This window comes from Pantoea sp. EA-12 (genome assembly GCF_030053355.1).
Lineage (GTDB): Bacteria > Pseudomonadota > Gammaproteobacteria > Enterobacterales > Enterobacteriaceae > Pantoea > Pantoea vagans_C.
The window spans coordinates 413,934-432,173 of the sequence record NZ_JASGBY010000002.1; the positions used below are offsets into that span (position 1 = coordinate 413,934).

Consider the following 18,240-nt stretch of genomic DNA (forward strand, 5'->3'; position numbering starts at 1 on the left):
TTCCTCAGGATGCAGAAAATTGGAGTGCGGCGTCCTGCGCCAGCGTCCAGCTCACCGGTTGTCCGGCATGCCAGGCTTCACGTGCATGACGATCAACCTGAATCGGTGTTGCCAGCCCGATATCGATCATCAGCCGCTGCGATGCACCTAAAAAGGTGCTGGCCAAAATAAAGCCCTGGCGCGCATAGCGGTTGTCATCGGCCAACAGCACATCCTCCGGGCGACAGAAGCGCTGCGGGTTGCCACGGGTATCAACATCCACGCAGTTAATCGCGCCGACAAAATCGGCGACAAATTTCGACGCGGGATGCTGATAAATGTTTTGTGGCGTGTCGATCTGCACCAACCGGCCGTGCTCCATCACCGCGATGCGGTCGCCGAGCGCCATCGCCTCTTGCTGATCGTGGGTGACGTAAACCGCAGTAATCGCCAGCTTTTTGAGCAACGAGCCAATTTCAAGGCGCAGCCGGTCGCGCAGGCGCGCATCCAGTGCCGCCAGTGGCTCATCAAACAGTAAGACTTTCGGGCGTGCCGCCAGCGCGCGCTAAAGCGACACGCTGTTTCTGCCCACCGGAAAGTTTGTCGATACTGCGTTGCGACAAGGCGCTGAGATCCACTAACTCCAGCATCTCCTGCACGCGCGCTTCACGTTCCGCACGCGGTACGCCCTGCACTTTCAAGCCGTACGCCACGTTCTCCGCCACGTTGAGATTGGGGAACAGCGCGTAGTTCTGGAACACCATGCCGACATTGCGTTTCTCAATCGGCAGTGCGGTGACGTTGCGATCATCGAACCACACTTCCCCGCCCTCATCACTGCGCTCAAGCCCGCTAATAATGCGCAGTGTGGTGGTTTTGCCACAGCCGGAAGGTCCAAGCAGCACCAGGGTTTCACCGGGATTGACGGTTAAATCGAGGGGATGCAAGGCCAGTTGTTGATTGAAGTGACGTGAGCAGTTGCGCAGCTTCACGGTTACGGCCGCAGGATTCATGCCGCCTCCTTGTTTTGGCGCGAAACCGCGCGGTTAAGCCAGTGATTGACCGCATTGAGCATCAGCAACAGCGGCAGAATCATCAGAATAAAAATCAGGGTATAAGCAGAGCCCACTTCCAGTCGCATCGAGGCATAGCTGTCAGCAAGCCCGACCGGCAAGGTTTTGGTCAGTGGCGTGTGCAGCATCCAGGTGATATTGAATTCACCCACTGACAAAGTAATCACCATAAAAGCCCCCGCCAAAATGCCGTTGCGGCAGTTGGGTACGACTACGGTGAAGAAGCGCTGCCAGAGACTGGCCCCCAGACTGGCGGATGCCTCTTCAAGGCGCGGCATATCCACCGCCTGCATCACCGCCAGCACCGGGCGCATCATAAAGGGTAGCGTGAACAGCACGTGCCCAATCAAAATGAAGACCCAGCTATCACGCAGCGCAGAGAACTGACCGTAAAGCAGAATGATGCCAAGCGCGGTGGCTAATCCCGGCAGGGCGACTGGCAACATCAGGCACTCTTCGATACGTGCCGCCCAGCGTCCGGGTGCTTTCAGCAAGCCCCACGCGGCAGGCACGCCAATCACCAGCGTCACTAACAGGCAGAACAGCGCGATCAGCAGTGACAGCCAAAAGGTATCGGCATACATTTCCCATACCTGTTCCACCCATTTCAGGGTCAAGCCACTGCGCAGGCCAATAAAGTAGTTGTTCGTCACGCCCGCCAGCATCGACAACACCACGGGCACTATCATGAACAGCGCTGTCAGCGTGGTGACCAGCAGTTGCAGGCTAAATAATCCGCGACGATTCATACCGCCCCCTTGTGTGCCAACCGGCGTGCGAACATCAGCGCCAGCCACGCTACTGCTCCCATCACCACCGACAGCGCCGCCGCCGTGGCAAAGTTGGCGTAGTTAGTAAATTCGCCGTAGATCGTTAGCGGCAACACCGCCAAATTGGTGCCGAGGGTAAACGCGGTGCCAAAGGCCCCCATACTGGTGGCGAAGCAAAGCGCCCCGGTTGAGAGCAACGCCGGTTGCAGGCCGGGCACAATCACATCCCAGGTGATACGCCACTGGCTGGCACCGAGCGAACGTGCCGCCTCTTCCAGCGAACGATCCAGCTTTTCACTGGCGGCAACCAGGGTGACGATGGCGCGTGGCAGTGAGAAATAGAGATAACCGATAAATAAACCGGTGAGCGAGTAGGCCAACGTCCAGCGCTCGTGCACCAGGCTCATGCTGATTTGTGCCAGCAAGCCCTGACGCCCCGCCAGCATCACCACCAGAAAACCCACCACCACGCCGGGAAAAGCCAGTGGGAAAGTCAGCAGCGCGAGTAAGGTGCCGCGTCCGGTAAAACGCTGACGTGCAAGAAAACAGCCGACGATGGCGGCAATCGCCAGCGTCACCAGTGTGACCAGCAGTGACAGCACCACCGTATTCAGCAGGCTGAACAAGTAATTTGGCTGGCTCACCACCGTCCAGTAACCACTGTTACCGCTGCTGCGATCGTTCTGCATGCCCATTTGCAACAAACGCGCAAACGGCAGCAACCAGAAGGCGCAGAAGAACAGTAACGCGGGCAGCGTTAGCCATAACCAGCGGCTGCCCGGCAAAGCACGAGCCTGGCGGCGTGAAACCGCCAGGTTGTCGGAGATCGACATAATCAGTGAATCTCGCTCAGGTACTTAGCAGAGAAGGCTTTCTGCGCATCGGCCATCTGCTGATAATCGACGGTTTGAGCACGCGCATAATCGCTATCCGGCAGGAAGAACTTCTTCGCTTCGGGTGACATGGCTGAAGTACGCACCGGGCGCAGGAAGGCGTTAGCCCAAATGGCCTGGCCTTTGTCAGACAGTACATAGTCGATCACTTTTTTACCGTTGGCTTCATGCGGCGCATTCTTCACCAGGCTGATCACGTAAGGCACGGTGACGGTGCCCTCTTTCGGGATCACAAAGGCCACGTTGGCATGGTCCTTATACTTGGCGCGATAGGCGTTGAAATCGTAGTCGAGCAGAATCGGGATTTCGCCGGAGATCAGACGCGCATAGGCAGTCTGTTTCGGTACGATCGGCTGGTTAGCTTGCAGTTTCTTGAACCAGTTCAGCGCAGGGGTGAAGTCCTGCATGTTACCGCCTTTCGCCTGGTTAACGGCCACCGCTGCAACGTAACCAACAAAGGCACTGGCAGGATCGAGGTAGCCGATCATCCCTTTGTATTCGGGCTTCAGCAGGTCATCCCAGGACTGCGGCACAGGTGCGCCATTCAGCGCATCCACGTTCACCATAAAGCCCATGGTGCCTGAGTGCAGCGCGACCCATTTACCGTTGGGATCTTTCATTCCGGCTGGGATCTCATCCCAGTGTTGGGGTTTATAGCCGGTGATGACGCCGGCGCTGTCCGCCTGGATGCCGAAACTGACGCCGTAATACACCACATCTGCCACCGGATTACCCTTCTCCGCCACCATTTGCGCCAACGCCTGGCCGGAGTTTTTGTTGTCTTGTGGCACGGTGATACCGGTGTCTTTGGCAATGGCTTTAAGCTGTGTGCCCCAGTCAGCCCATTCGGGCGGACAGTTGTAACAGATCGCCGTTTCAGCGGCCTGCGTCATCATGCTGAACAGCGAACCTGCGGTCAGCACGATCGCGCCTGTCAAAATTTTCACTTTTTTATTAAAGGTCATGGTGGTTCCCTGGTGTGGTTAAAGTGGTGGCAGGTGCAGCAATGCTTTCGCCAACCCGCAACCGATGTGCCAGTACGCGGGTGCCGCGGCTGGCTTGTTGTAACAGCATGTCAATCGCACAGGCACCGAGCATGTCGGCTGGCTGAGTGACACTGGCCAGTGACGGCGCAATCTGCTCGCCAATATCGATGCCATCGAAGCCCATCACCGAAAGCTGCTGCGGTACGCGCAAACCTGCACGTGCCGCCGCCCCAATCAGGCTGATGGCGAGCAAATCGTTAGTACAAATCACCGCCGTCAGCGGCGCAGCGCCCTGCAACTGCGGCTGCAGCAGCGCAAAATCAGAGTGGGTGTGGCTGGTCATTTCAATCACGGGCAGCGCATGCAGCCCGGCACGGTGCATTGCATCGCAGTAGCCTTGATAGCGCAGGCGCGCACGGTCTGATTGCAGCATCGGTCCCGCCACCATGCCGATATGACGATGGCCGAGCGCCAGCAGATGTTGTGTCGCCTCTTCCATCGCCTGGCGGTTGTCGACGCAAATGGCTGGCCAGTGACTTTGCTGCGGCACGTTGTGCGCCAGCACAAACGGCATGCTGGCTTCGTGCAGCGTATTCAACACGGCGCTGTTATCGGCGTCCGCCACGGTCAGCACTAAACCGGCCACACGCTGACGCAGCATATGTTCAACAATCGCCGCCTCGCGTTCGGGCTGATAATCACTGGTGGCGACCAGCAAACCGTAACCGGCGGCGCGCGCCTGGCGCTCCATCGCCTGCAACTGGCGGGAAAAAATCGGGTTCAGCAGTGACGGCAGCAGCACACCCAGCGTGGTGGAGCTTTGCGTGCGCAACTGACGGGCAATGTGATTGGGGCGAAAACCGAGTTGCTCTGATGCCGCCAGCACTTTTTCCAGCGTGTCTGGTCGCAGCAGATGAGGATCAGAGAATGCGCGCGCAGCGGTAGCGCGGGATACGCCAGCCAGCTTTGCCACACTGATTAAATCGGACATGTTCGCCTCGTGAATTGCCAATGAGATCGATCTCATTGGCGCTTAAATTAGCGGCGAACTATGACAACAACATCGCGGGGAGATGACGGAAAGATGACAGCAGCGCAAACTGCTGTCAGGAGAGAATTACAACATCAGGAAGGCATACCCTTCGTTTTGCAGAGAGGCCACGGTGGTGCCGCTGGAGAGCGTGTGCGTGACTCGGGTGTCAATCCACTCGCGTTGCAACTGGTGAAACGCCACCGACTGATCGCAAATGGTGACTTTCACCCCCGCCTGCTTCAGCTCATCGATCAACTTCAGATTCGGGTTATCCGTGCCGTAGGCTTTGCGGAACTGCTCGTTATTCAGTGCCGCAGGAACGGCATCACTGTTGATCGACACCACAAAGTTCAGTTGATTGAGCGGCACACCGGCAGCGTAATAGAGGTTGGTCACTCGCGCCACGCGCTCCAGCCCAAGATTGGGCTGGAGCACATCGCCCTCGGTGCGATTGATTTGGAATACGATCTTGTTGCTCAGGCCCGGAGTGTTAGCAGGGTTGTAATCTGGCGTGTTCACAAAATGAATTTTGCCATAGCCTGCAATAGCCGGTGTGCTCCAGAAATCAGCCGGTTCGGACTTATTGTCAGCGAATTTGCTGCTGACCTTATCCACCAGCTCTGGAAGCTGTAACACATTACCGCCCACGAAGCCTGCCAGTGCAGCGATAACAATATAGGACGCTGGACGCATTTCACTTCTCCTCGATAAAAGACTGGAAGCCCAATTACATTTGCAGGAAGGCATAGCCCTGATTTTCCAGCGTCGACACGGTGGTCGGGCTGGACAATGCATGAATGACCGATTGATCGATCCACTCTTTCGGGAAGTGGTGGAATGCCACCGACTGATCGCACACTGACACTTTCACTCCCAGCTTATTCATCTCACTGATCAACGCCAGATTCGGGTTATCGACTTTGTAAAACTGCTGGAAGTGGGCATTGTCTAGCATGGCGGGCGTTGCATCCCCCGTTACGGACACCACAAAGTGCAACTGATCGGCGGGGACACCTGAAGCGATATAGAGATTCACCACACGTGCAACGCGCTCTAACCCCAGGTTGGGACGCTTCATATCCCCTTCGCTTTTGGTGATTTGAAACACCACTTTATTGCTTAACCCCACCACTGGTTTAAACGCGGCATCGGGTTCGTAATGGATCTTGCCGTATCCCTCAACGGCTGGGGTGCTCCAAAAACCGTCGGGATCGGTCGGCTCAGCAGAAAAATGGCTGGCCACACGCTGATAAATATCATCACTTTTTGTCACGGTGGCACCGACAATCCCACCCACAATCGCGATCAGGGCGTACGAGACAACAGAACGCATAGAAACTCTCCGGCATGCACTGCGCGTAACTTCACAGTCCGTTTAAACAAAGTACGTTATCTATACCACAGCGTGAGCATGGCAAAACGCCTGCACTTTCGGGCTGTCCGGGGTTATCGTTGCGGGAATAATAATTAGTATGGCTAATTGAATAAGGCTTTTGATTGAGGTTGAATCGCTGCTTAAGAAATAAATGGCTGCTTTATTATTCAATATGCAAACGTTTTATCCGTTATCGAATATTAAAAACCAGACCACACTTAACTAAAATTTTCGCTAAATGCTAAAACACCACAATTAAAATCACTGATGGATAATCCAGGCCAGTATCGAAGATGACTGCCTGTTTTTCAGAGTAAACCTGGAAAAGTTCATGCCAAATTCAATTATTTTGAGCAACTTTACGTAACTTTAACCTTTATTTTGAATATTCGTTTATGTAGTCGCTGAAAACTATTCAATTTTTTGCTGTAATTTCTGGCTGTCGGGTTTTTGATTTCACCTTGCGTGCCACTCCGCACTGGCTAAGATAGAACCGCTGCGCCAAAGGAAAGCATGCGCAGAACATTTGAACGACTTACCTGTCCAACTACAGGTGACTTTTACAGGATCAAGGCATGTTTAACCGGTTGAAGAAATCAGTGCTGGCGGCCCTTATTCCTACGCTGCTGCTGACACCTGCGCTCTCGGTTCGCGCTGATGTGAGTGATAACCTGCCCGATATGGGCACTACCGCAGGTTCGACGCTGTCGATAAATCAGGAACTGCAAATTGGCGATTTCTACGTGCGCCAACTGCGTGCCAGCGCGCCACTGATTAACGATCCATTGTTGAATCAATATATTAATGAACTCGGACAGCGTTTAGTCTCCCATGCCAACTCCGTCCGCACACCGTTCCACTTCTTCCTCATTCAGAACGATGAACTGAACGCCTTTGCCTTTTTTGGCGGCAATGTGGTGCTACATTCCTCGCTGTTCCGCTATACCGACAATGAAAGCCAACTGGCATCGGTTATGGCGCACGAAATTTCCCACGTCACCCAACGCCATCTGGCCCGCGCGATGGAAGAACAGAAGCGCAATGCGCCCTTGACGTGGGTAGGCGCGCTGGGTTCCATCCTGCTGGCGATCGCCAGCCCACAAGCCGGTATGGCGGCACTGACCGGTACACTGGCCGGTACCCAACAGGGGATGATCAGCTTTACCCAATCCAACGAGCAGGAAGCGGACCGCATCGGTATTCAGGTCCTGCAACGCGCTGGCTTTGATCCGCAAGCGATGCCCGCCTTCTTGCAGAAACTGGCCGATCAAAGCCGCTTCTCTTCCAAGCCGCCGGAAATTTTACTGACGCACCCGTTACCCGACAGTCGTCTGGCAGATGCGCGCAACCGCGCTAATCAGATGCGTCCGGTGGTGGTGCAGTCGTCCGAAGGCTTCTATATGGCGAAAGTGCGTTCACTCGGCATGTACGCCACGGGACGTAACCAGCTCACCGACGATCTGCTCAATGAGTACGCCAAAGGCAACTCACGTGAACAGATGGCCTCGCAATACGGCAAAGCCGTCCAGTTTTTACAGGCGAAAAGCTTCGACAATGCGAAGAAGATCATCGCCCCGATGCTGGCAAAACAGCCGGATAACATTTGGTTTTTGGATATCATGACGGATATCGATATTGGTCTGAACCAACCGCAGCAAGCGATCAGCATGTTGACCAGCGCCAAAGGCAGCAACACCAATCCGGTACTGCAACTCAACCTCGCCAATGCCTATGTCGAGGCGAAGCAACCGGCAAACGCCAGCCGTATTCTGAACCGCTATACCTTCGCGCACCCGGACGACGTCAACGCCTGGGACTTGCTGGCACAAGCTTCGGCGGCTCAGGGGCTGCGTGATGAAGAACTCTCCGCTCGCGCTGAAGGTCTGGCGCTGAATGGTCAACTCGACCAGGCGATTACCACCTTAAGCAGCGCCAGTGCGCAGGTGCCACTCGGCAGCCTGAAACAGGCACGTTACGATGCGCGTATTGATCAGTTCCGCGAACTGCAAAAACGCTTCCGTCAGTATCAGAAAGGGTAATGTCGTGTGCGCATTAATGCGCACCTGAAAAAGGATATTTAACAATGGTTAGCATTTATCACAACCCGCGTTGCAGCAAGAGCCGTGAAACCCTGGCGCTGTTGCAAGAGAAAGGCATTCAGCCGGATGTCGTGCTGTATCTGGAAACGCCACCTGATGTGGCCACACTCAAAACGTTATTGAAAAGACTGGGTATGAGCAGCGCGCGTGAACTGATGCGCCGTAAAGAAGAGTTGTATAAAGAGTTGCAGCTTGCGGACAGCAATCTGAGTGAAGATCAGCTGCTGCAGGCGATGGTGGATCACCCCAAATTGATCGAACGTCCGATCGTCCTGAATGGTGATAAAGCGCGCATTGGCCGCCCACCGGAAGCGGTGCTGGAGATTATTTAAAGCTCCAGCGCTTCTTTGACAAAGGGGATGGTGAGTTTGCGCTGTGCGCTGATGGATGCGCGATCGAGCCGATCCAGGGTGTCAAACAGCGTACGCATTTCGCGGTCGAGGCGTTTCAGCAGGAAACGCCCGACATCTTCTGGCAGTTCAAAACCACGCAGTCCTGCACGCAGCTGCATCGCCTGCAATTTGTCTTCATCCGACAGCGGCTGCAAACGATAAATTTGCCCCCAGTCGAGTCGCGACGCCAGATCCGGCAGCCCCAGATTCAACTGGCGCGGAGGACGATCGCCGGTGATCAGCAGGCGCGTTTTGCCGATTTCCAGAATGCGGTTGTAGAGATCGAAGATCGCCATTTCCCACTCGGCATCGCCCGCAATACATTCGATGTTATCGATGCACACTAATGCCAGGTTCTCCATACCGTCTAAGACTTCCGGCACAAACCAGGTCCGCTTATCCAGCGGGACATAGCCCACCGCTTCACCGCGCGCGGACATTTCCGCACAGGCTGCATGCAATAGATGGCTACGACCGCCGCCTTCGCGGGACCAAAAATAGAGATAGCTGCCGTGTTGCTGAGAAAGTGCGCCTTGCAGCGCCGCCAGCAAAGACGGATTTTCCCCCGGCCAGAAACTGGCAAAGGTTTCATCATCGGGTAGATAGAGTGGCAGTGAAAGCTGTGCCGGCGTGTTCAGAAGTACCTCAACGGATGAGCAGGCAGAAAACGGCGCAAGTTTATCACGATCTTTGCAAGAGATGAACCGGGCGTCCCTGCCCGACGAAGCGCATCAGGCCTGACGCTTTTCTTCCGCATCCAGCACCACTTCTTCTGGACGTATCAAGTTGATAACGCGGAAGATCAAAGCCAGCGCAACACCAACAATGGTCGCCAGCGCCATGCCTTTCAATTCTGCCGCACCAATGTGCACTTTCGCACCACTCACGCCGATGATCAGGATCACCGAGGTCAGGATCAGATTCTGCGCTTTGTTGTAATCCACTTTGGATTCAATCAGCACACGAATACCGGAAGCGCCAATCACCCCGTACAGCAGCAGAGAAACACCGCCCATCACGGGCACCGGGATCGCCTGAATGGCGGCCGCCAGTTTACCGACGCAAGAGAGCAGGATAGCGAAGATCGCCGCCCCGCCGATCACCCAGGTACTGTAAACTCGGGTAATGGCCATCACGCCGATGTTTTCGCCGTAAGTGGTATTCGGCGTGGAGCCGAAGAAACCGGAGATCATGGTGGATAAGCCGTTGGCGAACATGGAGCGGTGCAGGCCCGGATCGCGGATCAGGTCTTTTTTCACGATGTTCGCCGTCACCACCAGGTGACCAACGTGCTCCGCAATCACCACCAGTGCAGCAGGCAGAATGGTGAGCATGGCAGCCCATTCAAAGCGTGGTGTGTAGAAGGTGGGTAAGGCAAACCAAGGTGCATCCGCGACCGAACTCCAGTTCACAATGCCCATAAAGGAGGAGAGCGCATAACCCGCCAGCACGCCGATCAGAATCGGAATGATGGCAAGGAAGCCACGAAACAGCACGGAACCGAACACGGTCACCGCCAACGTCACCATCGAGATGATAATGGTTTTGCTGTCAGGTGATGTGCCATCCGCAGGCAACAGACCCGCCATGTTGGCCGCAACACCCGCCAACTCCAGGCCGATAACCGCCACAATCGCTCCCATCGCCGCAGGCGGGAACATCACGTCGAGCCAGCCGGTGCCAGCTTTTTTGACAATCAGCGCCACCACACAGAACAGGAATCCACACAGGATAAATCCGCCCAGCGCCACTTCATAGCCCAGAGGCAACAGCAGCAGAACCGGTGAAATAAAGGCAAAGCTTGAGCCCAGATATGCCGGGATTTTGCCTTTACAGATAAACAGATACAGCAGCGTACCCACGCCGTTAAACAGCAACACGGTGGCCGGGTTGATGTGGAACAGAATCGGCACCAGCACCGTGGCACCAAACATGGCGAACAGGTGTTGCAGGCTGAGTGGTATGGTTTGTAGCAGCGGTGGACGTTCGTCGACACCGATAGCACGTCTTGTCATCATTTATCCCCTCTCCCCTGCGTCCTTCAATCCATGGCTGCGTTGGCTGCTCTCGTTCACCCGAATCACTTACTGATGTAAGCTCATCGGGATGAACTCGTTTGCCGCCTTGCCATGGCTCGAATGACTTGGGGAGGATTGTTGTGTTTTTGCCAAAAAAAAGCCGACTCTTTGGCCGGCTACTCAAATGCTATTTTTCAAATAATACGAATGCATATTCTGCCTGCAGATGCAGGCCGGGCGTTATTGGCGCAGGCAATGTGTTCACGGCCAGCGCGGAGAAACCGGAGCGTACTGGAGTACGTGAGGATTTCGAGCACTGCCCGGGAGCAAAGTGGCAAGCAAAATAGCCCGGAGCGATCATTACTTAGTTCCGAAAATCTTATCGCCGGCATCGCCGAGGCCAGGGATGATATATCCCTTCTCGTTCAATCCCTGATCGATTGACGCGGTATACAGCTCAACGTCCGGATGCGCTTTTTCCAGCGCGGCAATCCCTTCCGGTGCGGCGACTAATACCAGCACTTTAATGCTGTTGCAGCCGGCTTTTTTCAGCAGGTCGATGGTGGCAATCATCGAACCACCGGTCGCCAGCATCGGGTCAACCACCAGCGCCAGGCGCTCTTCGATGTTGGAGACCAGTTTCTGGAAGTACGGTACCGGCTCCAGCGTCTCTTCATCACGGTACACACCCACCACGCTGATACGCGCGCTTGGCACGTGCTCCAGCACACCTTCCATCATGCCCAGACCCGCGCGCAGAATCGGAACCACGGTGATCTTTTTGCCTTTGATTTGATCGACGTCGACCGGGCCGTTCCAGCCTTCGATGGTCACGCGCTCGGTTGCCAAATCAGCTGTGGCTTCATAAGTCAGCAGGCTGCCGACTTCCGAGGCCAGTTCGCGGAATCGTTTGGTGCTGATATCATGCTCACGCATCAGGCCCAGTTTATGTTTGACCAGCGGGTGTTTGACTTCCACGATCTTCATGATTGTTCTCCCGGAATTGAGTTGAGCTAAAAAAAAATCGCCGGATTATACCGCCTTTTTGTCGCTGCGCCACTTGTCATTGGTCAATGGCTTAGCGCAATTTGCTCGATCATAAGAATTAGCGAAAAATCAGCGCCGCGCAAAGCGGCGAGAGATGGGACTCGCAAACGTTTGCCTGCACTGGTAGAATTAGCGCGCTTAATTTTTGCCACCAACCGCAATTCGCGTGGGGACTCCGCAGTGACCGACAAAACCTCTCTCAGCTACAAAGACGCCGGTGTTGATATCGATGCTGGTAACGATCTGGTTGACCGTATCAAAGGCGTAGTAAAGAAAACTCGCCGCCCGGAAGTCATGGGTGGATTGGGTGGCTTTGGCGCGCTCTGTGCGCTGCCGCAGAAATACCGCGAGCCTGTGCTGGTCTCTGGAACCGATGGCGTCGGCACCAAGCTGCGTCTGGCAATGGACCTCAAGCGTCATGACAGCATCGGTATCGATCTGGTTGCGATGTGTGTGAACGATTTGATTGTTCAGGGTGCTGAGCCACTGTTCTTCCTTGACTACTACGCGACCGGCAAACTGGATGTGGACACCGCATCAGCAGTGATCACCGGCATCGCCGAAGGTTGCTTGCAGTCAGGCTGTGCGCTGGTCGGCGGTGAAACTGCTGAGATGCCAGGCATGTACCACGGTGAAGATTACGACGTGGCCGGGTTCTGCGTTGGCGTGGTAGAGAAATCAGAAATCATTGACGGTTCGAAAGTGCAGGACGGCGACGTGCTGATCGCGCTGGGTTCCAGCGGCCCACACTCGAATGGTTACTCCCTGGTGCGCAAAATTCTGGAAGTTAGCCAGACCAATCCAGAAACCAAACAGCTGGATGGCAAACCACTGGCCGATCACCTGCTGGCACCGACCCGCATCTACGTGAAAAACATCCTGAGCCTGATCGAACAGGTGGATGTTCATGCGATTTCTCACCTGACCGGTGGCGGCTTCTGGGAAAACATTCCTCGCGTGCTGCCAGACAACACCCAAGCGGTGCTGGACGAGAAAAGCTGGCAGTGGCCGTCCGTGTTCAGCTGGTTGCAGCAAGCGGGCAACGTGAGCCGTCACGAAATGTATCGTACCTTTAACTGCGGCGTGGGCATGATCATCGCGCTGAGCCCGGCGGATGCCGATAAAGCGGTACAGCTGATGAGCGACGCTGGCGAGAAAGCGTGGAAAATCGGTGTGATTAAAGCCTCTGACTCTGAAGAGCGTGTGGTTATTAATCCATGAAAAAACTGGTTGTACTGATCTCCGGCAACGGAAGTAATCTTCAGTCCATCCTTGACGCCTGCGCAAGCGGGCGTGTCAACGGCAGCGTCGCTGCCGTTTTCAGTAATAAAGCTTCGGCTTATGGTTTAACCCGTGCGCAGGATGCGAACGTACCTGGCCATGCCCTTGCCGCCAGTGATTTCGCCGACCGTGATGCCTTTGATCGCCAACTGATGCAGGAAATCGACGCTTATGCGCCGGATCTGGTGGTGTTGGCCGGTTACATGCGCATCCTCAGCCAGGCGTTTGTCGCGCATTATCACGACCGGCTGGTGAATATCCATCCGTCGCTGTTGCCAAAATATCCCGGACTGCATACTCATCGCCAGGCATTAGAAAATGGTGACGAGGAGCACGGCACATCAGTGCACTTTGTCACCGATGAGCTGGATGGCGGGCCGGTGATTCTGCAGGCGCGCGTACCGGTATTTGCTGAAGATGACGAAGAAGAGATCACCGCACGCGTGCAGCATCAGGAGCATGCGATCTATCCGTTGGTGATTAGCTGGTTTGTCGATGGACGTTTGCAGATGCGTGAAGGAAAAGCCTGGCTGGATGGGCAACCGTTGCCGCCTGCTGGATACGCACACGACTGAGGTTTTGGTACGCATAAATGCGCACCAAATACAGGCAAGCACATACCGTAGCGGCGCGATTTATCGCGCTGTTTTTTTATGTGCGCACAACTCAGCGCAATACATTGCGCCGCTACCGATCGCAGAATGACTTAACCAAACCGCCCCGTAATATAATCTTCCGTTTTTCGTGCTCTCGGTGACGTAAATATCCGATCGGTTTCATCGAACTCCACTAACTGGCCGTTATGCATAAACGCCGTGTAATCCGACACGCGCGCCGCCTGCTGCATGTTGTGCGTCACCAGCACCAGCGTGAAATGCTGCTTCAGCGTGGTCATCAGCTCTTCGATCACTAACGTGGAGATGGGATCAAGTGCCGAGGTCGGCTCATCCAGCAACAGGACTTCCGGCTCAATCGCAATAGCGCGCGCAATCACCAAGCGCTGCTGCTGACCGCTGGAAAGCGTCAACGCATTCTGCCCCAGTTGATCCTTTACTTCACTCCACAGTGCCGCAGCGCGCAGCGCACGCTCGCAGGCTTCATTCAGCACACGACGATCGCGCACACCTTGCAGACGCAAGCCATACACCACGTTTTCGTAGATCGATTTCGGGAACGGATTCGGGCGCTGGAACACCATACCAATGCGACGGCGCAATGCCGGCAGATCCTGATTCGCCTGCATCACCGCATGTTGGTCGAGCAGAATTTCGCCCTCAATGCGACAGCGGTCAATCACATCATTCATGCGATTAAAGCAGCGCAACAGCGTCGATTTACCACATCCAGAGGGACCGATCAGCGCCGTGATGCGGTTCTTTGGGATCTGTAAATCAATACTGTTTAGCGCCTGGCGCTCCCCGTACCACAGCGACAGCTGGTTGACGGTTAACGCGATGTCGTAATCGGGCGTCATCTCAAAACCTTTTTAGTGCGTCATTAGCCGGTAACGCTCGCGCAGACGATGGCGCAACGCCATGGCCAGCAGATTGAGCGACAGGATGATCACCACCAGCAACAACGCGGTGGCGTAAACCAAGGGTCGATCAGCATCGATGTTTGGGCTCTGAAAGGCCAAATCGTAGATCTGAAATCCGAGGTGCATAAATTTGCGATCCAGATGCAGGTAAGGGAAAACCGCATCGACGGGCAATTCAGGGGCCATTTTCACTACGCCCACCAACATCAAGGGCGCGGTTTCACCCGCCGCGCGCGCCACGGCCAGAATCAAGCCCGTCAGCATCGCAGGAACGGCCAGCGGCAGTACCACGCGCCACAGCGTTTCCGCCTGCGTGGCTCCCAGCGCCAGTGAGCCCTGACGCAGATTATCCGGAATGCGCGATAAGCCCTCTTCGGTGGCAACAATCACCACTGGCAAGGTTAACAGCGCCAGCGTCAACGCTGCCCAAAGCAAGCCTGGCGTACCAAAAGTGGGATTGGGCAGCGAGCGTGAGAACAGCAGTTGGTCGATGGTGCCGCCAATCAACCAGACAAAGAAACCAAGACCAAACACACCATAAACAATCGACGGCACCCCCGCCAGATTCACGACGGCGATGCGCACCAGTCGGGTTAAGGCGTTGCGTCCGGCGTATTCATGCAGCCATACCGCGGCTACCACGCCCAGCGGCATAACGATGATCGACATCAGCAGCACCATCAGTACGGTGCCAAAGATCGCCGGGAAGGCTCCGCTCTCACCTCCGCCCGATGTCGGCGAGTCACTGACAAACTGCCAAATCTGGCTAAAGAAGTGCTGGAGTTGCTGGCCAAACGACATCGCATTGGGATACCAGGCATCCACCACCTGTGCCAAAGGAATAATGTGATCCTGGCCCTGCACATCGCGCAGCACCAGGCTATCGCGCTGGCTTTGATGCTGCAGCCGAGTTAGCTGCTGGGCTAATTCGTTAAAGCGGCGATGCAGCGCAGAGCTGTTCGCATCAAACTCCGACTGCTCCTGCAAGGTAAAAGTCCCGTGACGCTGCTGCTCATCGGCTTGCTGCTGCAGGCTTTCCAGTTGGGCATTGAGACGCGCCATCTGCACGCGACGAATGTGACTGGCCTGGCGCAGCTGCTCATGCACCTGCGTCAAACGCTGATGTAGCAGTGCATCACGGTCTCGCGCGGTCAATACTTCGTTATCTTCACGCAGCTCAATCAGCCAGCCGTAGGCGTTACCGCCGCTGCGGCGTTGCAACACAATGGCATCCGCCGGGCGACGGGTTTTCGCCGCGCCCTGGCTATAGAGCGCGCGAAAATCGGGTGCGGCAAAATCGCGGTTGCCGGTTTTCACCACATAGCGCCACTGCTCGCCCTGCGGCTGTTTGTGCAGGGTTTCACCCAGCACCATCACCGCCGCGCCTTCCGGTGGCTGGAACAGATATTGATCGACCGGTTGCGGCCAGAAGGCGCGCACGCCCTGCCAGCCCAGCAAGCCAATTAACAAGGTAAACGCCAGCAGGCACACCGCCACCGCACCGGCAGTGAGCCAGCGCCAGCGATCGTTTTGACGCATCGCTTTCATCCCTGCCCCTCATGCTGGCTGTAACGTTGACGCAGGCGCTGACGAATCAACTCCGCCACGGTGTTGATCACCAGCGTAAACATCAGCAGTAAAAGCGCACTGAGGAACAGGATACGGTAATGAGCACTGCCCGCTGCCGCCTCCGGCATTTCAATCGCGATGTTGGCAGAGAGCGCACGCAAACCCGCAAACAACCCGCCTTCACTGACCGGCGTGTTTCCGGTGGCCATTAGCACAATCATGGTTTCACCCACCGCGCGGCCAAAGCCGATCATCAAGGCAGCAAAGATCCCTGCCGATGCGCCGGGCAGCACCACACGCGTCAGGGTTTGCCATGGCGTTGCGCCTAATGCCAGCGATCCCTGCCCTAACGCGCCCGGCACACTGAACAAGGCATCTTCTGACAGGGTGAAAATCAACGGCACTAAGGCGAACCCCATCGCTAACCCGGCGATCAGTAAGTTGCGTTGCTCGTAATGCGCGAGCTGCTCCCCGATGTTCGGCCACAGCTGCGTTGGCAACCACAGTGTCAACAAGGTCACCACCAGCAACACCGGCAGCAACAAAATCACTTCAAAACCCGGGCGACGCCAGCAAAGTGGCAGATGTGGGCTGAGCACGCCACAGAGTAACAATGTGGCGGCCAGCACCAGCGGCAACAGCAGCACGCCTATCAACGCAGTACTGATATGCGGTGCCAGCCACACGCCGGCAATCAGTCCGATCACTACGCTCGGTAACGCACCCATCATCTCAATCCCGGGCTTCACCCAGCGCCGTAATCCCGGCGACATAAACCAGGCGGTATACATCGCGGCGGCCAGTGCCAGCGGGGTGGCAAACAGCAGAGCCAGCGCAGCGGCTTTCAGCGTGCCAACCACCATCGGTATCAGGCTGAATTTGGCTTGATAGCTGTCACCCGCGGCGGTGGATTGCCACACCCAATCCGGTTGCGGATAGTTTTCATACCAGATTTTCTGCCACAGATTTCGCCAGGTGAAATCGGGCCACGGATTATCCAGAGCAAATTGCTGCCACTGCCCGTCGCGCTCAACAATCAGTGCATCCCCGCGCGGTGCAAAGGCCAGCGCCTGAATGCCCGGTGCCAGTTGGCGAGTCAGAATCGGCCCCTGTTGTTTACTGGCAAACAGTTTGACCTCACCGGCATGATTAAAGGTGGCAAACACGCGACGCTGCGGCTCGGGCACAATGCTTATCGCATCTTTACTGTTGTTGAAGGTGTGAATCTCCTGCAGGCGCGGGCCTTTATCACTCGCAATCGCAAACCACTGATTTACGCCTTGGTTATCCTGAATTAACAGAGTCTGTCCACCGGTAAGAATATGCAGGCTCTGCGGACGCTGATTGAGCGTTTGGGTTTCACGCAGTTGTGCGCCCTCTGCGGTGATCTCCCACACACGCAGTAAACGCCCTTCACTGGCGTAGAGCAGCGTGCCGTCGGGCGACAACAGCAGATGATCGGCTTGTTGCTGCGGCAGCAGAATTTGATTGAGGGTTTGCTGATTTTCCAACGTCATCAGGCTGATGCCTGCGGGCGTTTGCGCGGCAATACGCCACTGATGATCGCCCAGCGAAGCCAGCGCCATGTTGCTCACCGGCCCTTGCTTCAACTGCAGTGGGCGATCGCCGAACGGAAAATACCATTCACCGTGGTTGTCGTGGATCAGCGGTTGCATCAACAGCAGCGCACCCTGCATATTGAGTAATACGCTACTACTGTTGCTACTGTACACCGCGGCATCGGGTTTGCCGGGTAACGGCAAGGCGTCGGTGGCAGGTTGTCCATCAAGCGGAATAAAACGCGCTTCATTGCGACTAATGCGCCAGCCAAGATGGCCGTCGCTGCCCATGGCCAGCACCGGGGCTTTATCCCAAAGTTGAAGATTGGTGGTCGCTTGCATGCCAGGCGCGCTAAAAAGCGGTAGCACCACCCAGATCAACCAGAAAAAAAGCAGTAGCATCAGCAGCAAAATGCCCACGCCACACGCGGTCACCACACGACGAACAACGTGATCGGTGGCGCGTCGACGGCGGTCGCTAAAGTGGACAGGAATTCGGTTTATGCTCATGCAGGCCAGGTTACAGGTGAAGACACGTCGCTATGTTGCCCGTAGCTGATTGATAAGACAACCTTTGGCGTTGGACAAGCTTGCCATACTCTCGCCATAATGGTGACGGACACTGAGCG

At 55.8% G+C, this 18,240-nt stretch carries 16 protein-coding genes and 1 pseudogene; 4 read left to right on the forward strand and 13 right to left on the reverse strand.

The features are described from left to right. Positions 1 to 4: 4 nt before the first annotated feature. The 7 genes and pseudogenes from QMZ30_RS04625 to QMZ30_RS04655 form a co-directional block, all read right to left on the reverse strand. Positions 5 to 992 (reverse strand): annotated as a pseudogene (locus QMZ30_RS04625) (ABC transporter ATP-binding protein). Next, positions 989 to 1,801: an ABC transporter permease gene (locus QMZ30_RS04630; RefSeq protein WP_200578165.1), complete on the reverse strand. Its 813-nt coding sequence runs from the start codon at positions 1,799 to 1,801 to the stop codon at positions 989 to 991. The pseudogene QMZ30_RS04625 and the gene QMZ30_RS04630 overlap by 4 nt, the downstream one beginning before the upstream one ends. Next, entirely contained in the window at positions 1,798 to 2,655 is an 858-nt protein-coding gene (locus QMZ30_RS04635; protein ID WP_283226549.1) for an ABC transporter permease, read from the reverse strand. Before QMZ30_RS04635 ends, QMZ30_RS04630 begins: the two co-directional genes overlap by 4 nt. Before the next feature lie 2 nt (positions 2,656 to 2,657). Beyond that, the gene (locus QMZ30_RS04640) at positions 2,658 to 3,680 is read right to left on the reverse strand and encodes an ABC transporter substrate-binding protein (protein ID WP_058968007.1); all 1,023 of its coding nucleotides are present in this window, start codon (positions 3,678 to 3,680) and stop codon (positions 2,658 to 2,660) included. Continuing rightward, positions 3,670 to 4,692, reverse strand: a complete 1,023-nt coding sequence (locus QMZ30_RS04645) for a substrate-binding domain-containing protein (protein ID WP_283226550.1) — start codon at positions 4,690 to 4,692, stop codon at positions 3,670 to 3,672. The genes QMZ30_RS04640 and QMZ30_RS04645 overlap by 11 nt, the downstream gene beginning before the upstream one ends. Before the next feature lie 126 nt (positions 4,693 to 4,818). Next, positions 4,819 to 5,427, reverse strand: coding sequence for a DsrE family protein (locus tag QMZ30_RS04650; RefSeq protein ID WP_283226551.1), 609 nt, complete (start codon positions 5,425 to 5,427; stop codon positions 4,819 to 4,821). A gap of 34 nt (positions 5,428 to 5,461) precedes the next feature. Then, positions 5,462 to 6,067 (reverse strand): DsrE family protein, encoded by a 606-nt coding sequence (locus QMZ30_RS04655; protein WP_283226552.1) that lies wholly within the window; start codon positions 6,065 to 6,067, stop codon positions 5,462 to 5,464. A gap of 617 nt (positions 6,068 to 6,684) precedes the next feature. Between QMZ30_RS04655 and bepA the strand changes: the two genes are divergently transcribed. Both bepA and arsC read left to right on the forward strand, forming a co-directional pair. After that, positions 6,685 to 8,148 carry a beta-barrel assembly-enhancing protease gene (gene bepA / locus QMZ30_RS04660; RefSeq protein WP_283226553.1) on the forward strand — a complete coding sequence of 488 codons (1,464 nt, stop codon included), beginning with the start codon at positions 6,685 to 6,687 and terminating at the stop codon, positions 8,146 to 8,148. 44 nt (positions 8,149 to 8,192) lie between these two features. Then, complete coding sequence (gene arsC, locus QMZ30_RS04665; protein WP_283226554.1) at positions 8,193 to 8,540, forward strand: arsenate reductase (glutaredoxin); 348 nt, start codon at positions 8,193 to 8,195, stop codon at positions 8,538 to 8,540. Here the strand turns inward: arsC and hda are convergent. The 3 genes from hda to upp form a co-directional block, all read right to left on the reverse strand. Further along, on the reverse strand, positions 8,537 to 9,238 hold the full coding sequence (gene hda / locus QMZ30_RS04670; protein ID WP_039329796.1) for a DnaA inactivator Hda: 702 nt from the start codon (positions 9,236 to 9,238) through the stop codon (positions 8,537 to 8,539). The genes arsC and hda overlap by 4 nt on opposite strands. Positions 9,239 to 9,331: 93 nt before the next feature. Next, positions 9,332 to 10,615 (reverse strand): uracil permease, encoded by a 1,284-nt coding sequence (uraA, locus tag QMZ30_RS04675; protein WP_039329798.1) that lies wholly within the window; start codon positions 10,613 to 10,615, stop codon positions 9,332 to 9,334. A gap of 363 nt (positions 10,616 to 10,978) precedes the next feature. Then, a complete protein-coding gene (gene upp / locus QMZ30_RS04680; protein ID WP_034825735.1) occupies positions 10,979 to 11,605 on the reverse strand; it encodes a uracil phosphoribosyltransferase in 627 nt (208 codons plus the stop codon). A gap of 240 nt (positions 11,606 to 11,845) precedes the next feature. On the opposite strand from upp, the gene purM reads away from it, so the two are divergent. Together purM and purN are read left to right on the forward strand one after the other, a co-directional pair. Beyond that, the gene (gene purM / locus QMZ30_RS04685; RefSeq protein ID WP_039329968.1) at positions 11,846 to 12,886 is read left to right on the forward strand and encodes a phosphoribosylformylglycinamidine cyclo-ligase; all 1,041 of its coding nucleotides are present in this window, start codon (positions 11,846 to 11,848) and stop codon (positions 12,884 to 12,886) included. Continuing rightward, positions 12,883 to 13,521: a phosphoribosylglycinamide formyltransferase gene (gene purN / locus QMZ30_RS04690; protein WP_039329800.1), complete on the forward strand. Its 639-nt coding sequence runs from the start codon at positions 12,883 to 12,885 to the stop codon at positions 13,519 to 13,521. The genes purM and purN overlap by 4 nt, the downstream gene beginning before the upstream one ends. Positions 13,522 to 13,652: 131 nt before the next feature. Here the strand turns inward: purN and pstB are convergent, their stop codons facing one another. From pstB to QMZ30_RS04705, 3 genes are read right to left on the reverse strand one after another with little or no spacing between them, the layout of a single operon-like run. Further along, on the reverse strand, positions 13,653 to 14,420 hold the full coding sequence (gene pstB, locus QMZ30_RS04695) for a phosphate ABC transporter ATP-binding protein PstB (RefSeq protein WP_283226555.1): 768 nt from the start codon (positions 14,418 to 14,420) through the stop codon (positions 13,653 to 13,655). A gap of 12 nt (positions 14,421 to 14,432) precedes the next feature. After that, entirely contained in the window at positions 14,433 to 16,031 is a 1,599-nt protein-coding gene (gene pstA, locus QMZ30_RS04700; protein WP_283226556.1) for a phosphate ABC transporter permease PstA, read from the reverse strand. After that, positions 16,028 to 18,121, reverse strand: a complete 2,094-nt coding sequence (locus QMZ30_RS04705) for an ABC transporter permease subunit (protein WP_283226557.1) — start codon at positions 18,119 to 18,121, stop codon at positions 16,028 to 16,030. The genes pstA and QMZ30_RS04705 overlap by 4 nt, the downstream gene beginning before the upstream one ends. Positions 18,122 to 18,240: the final 119 nt, after the last annotated feature.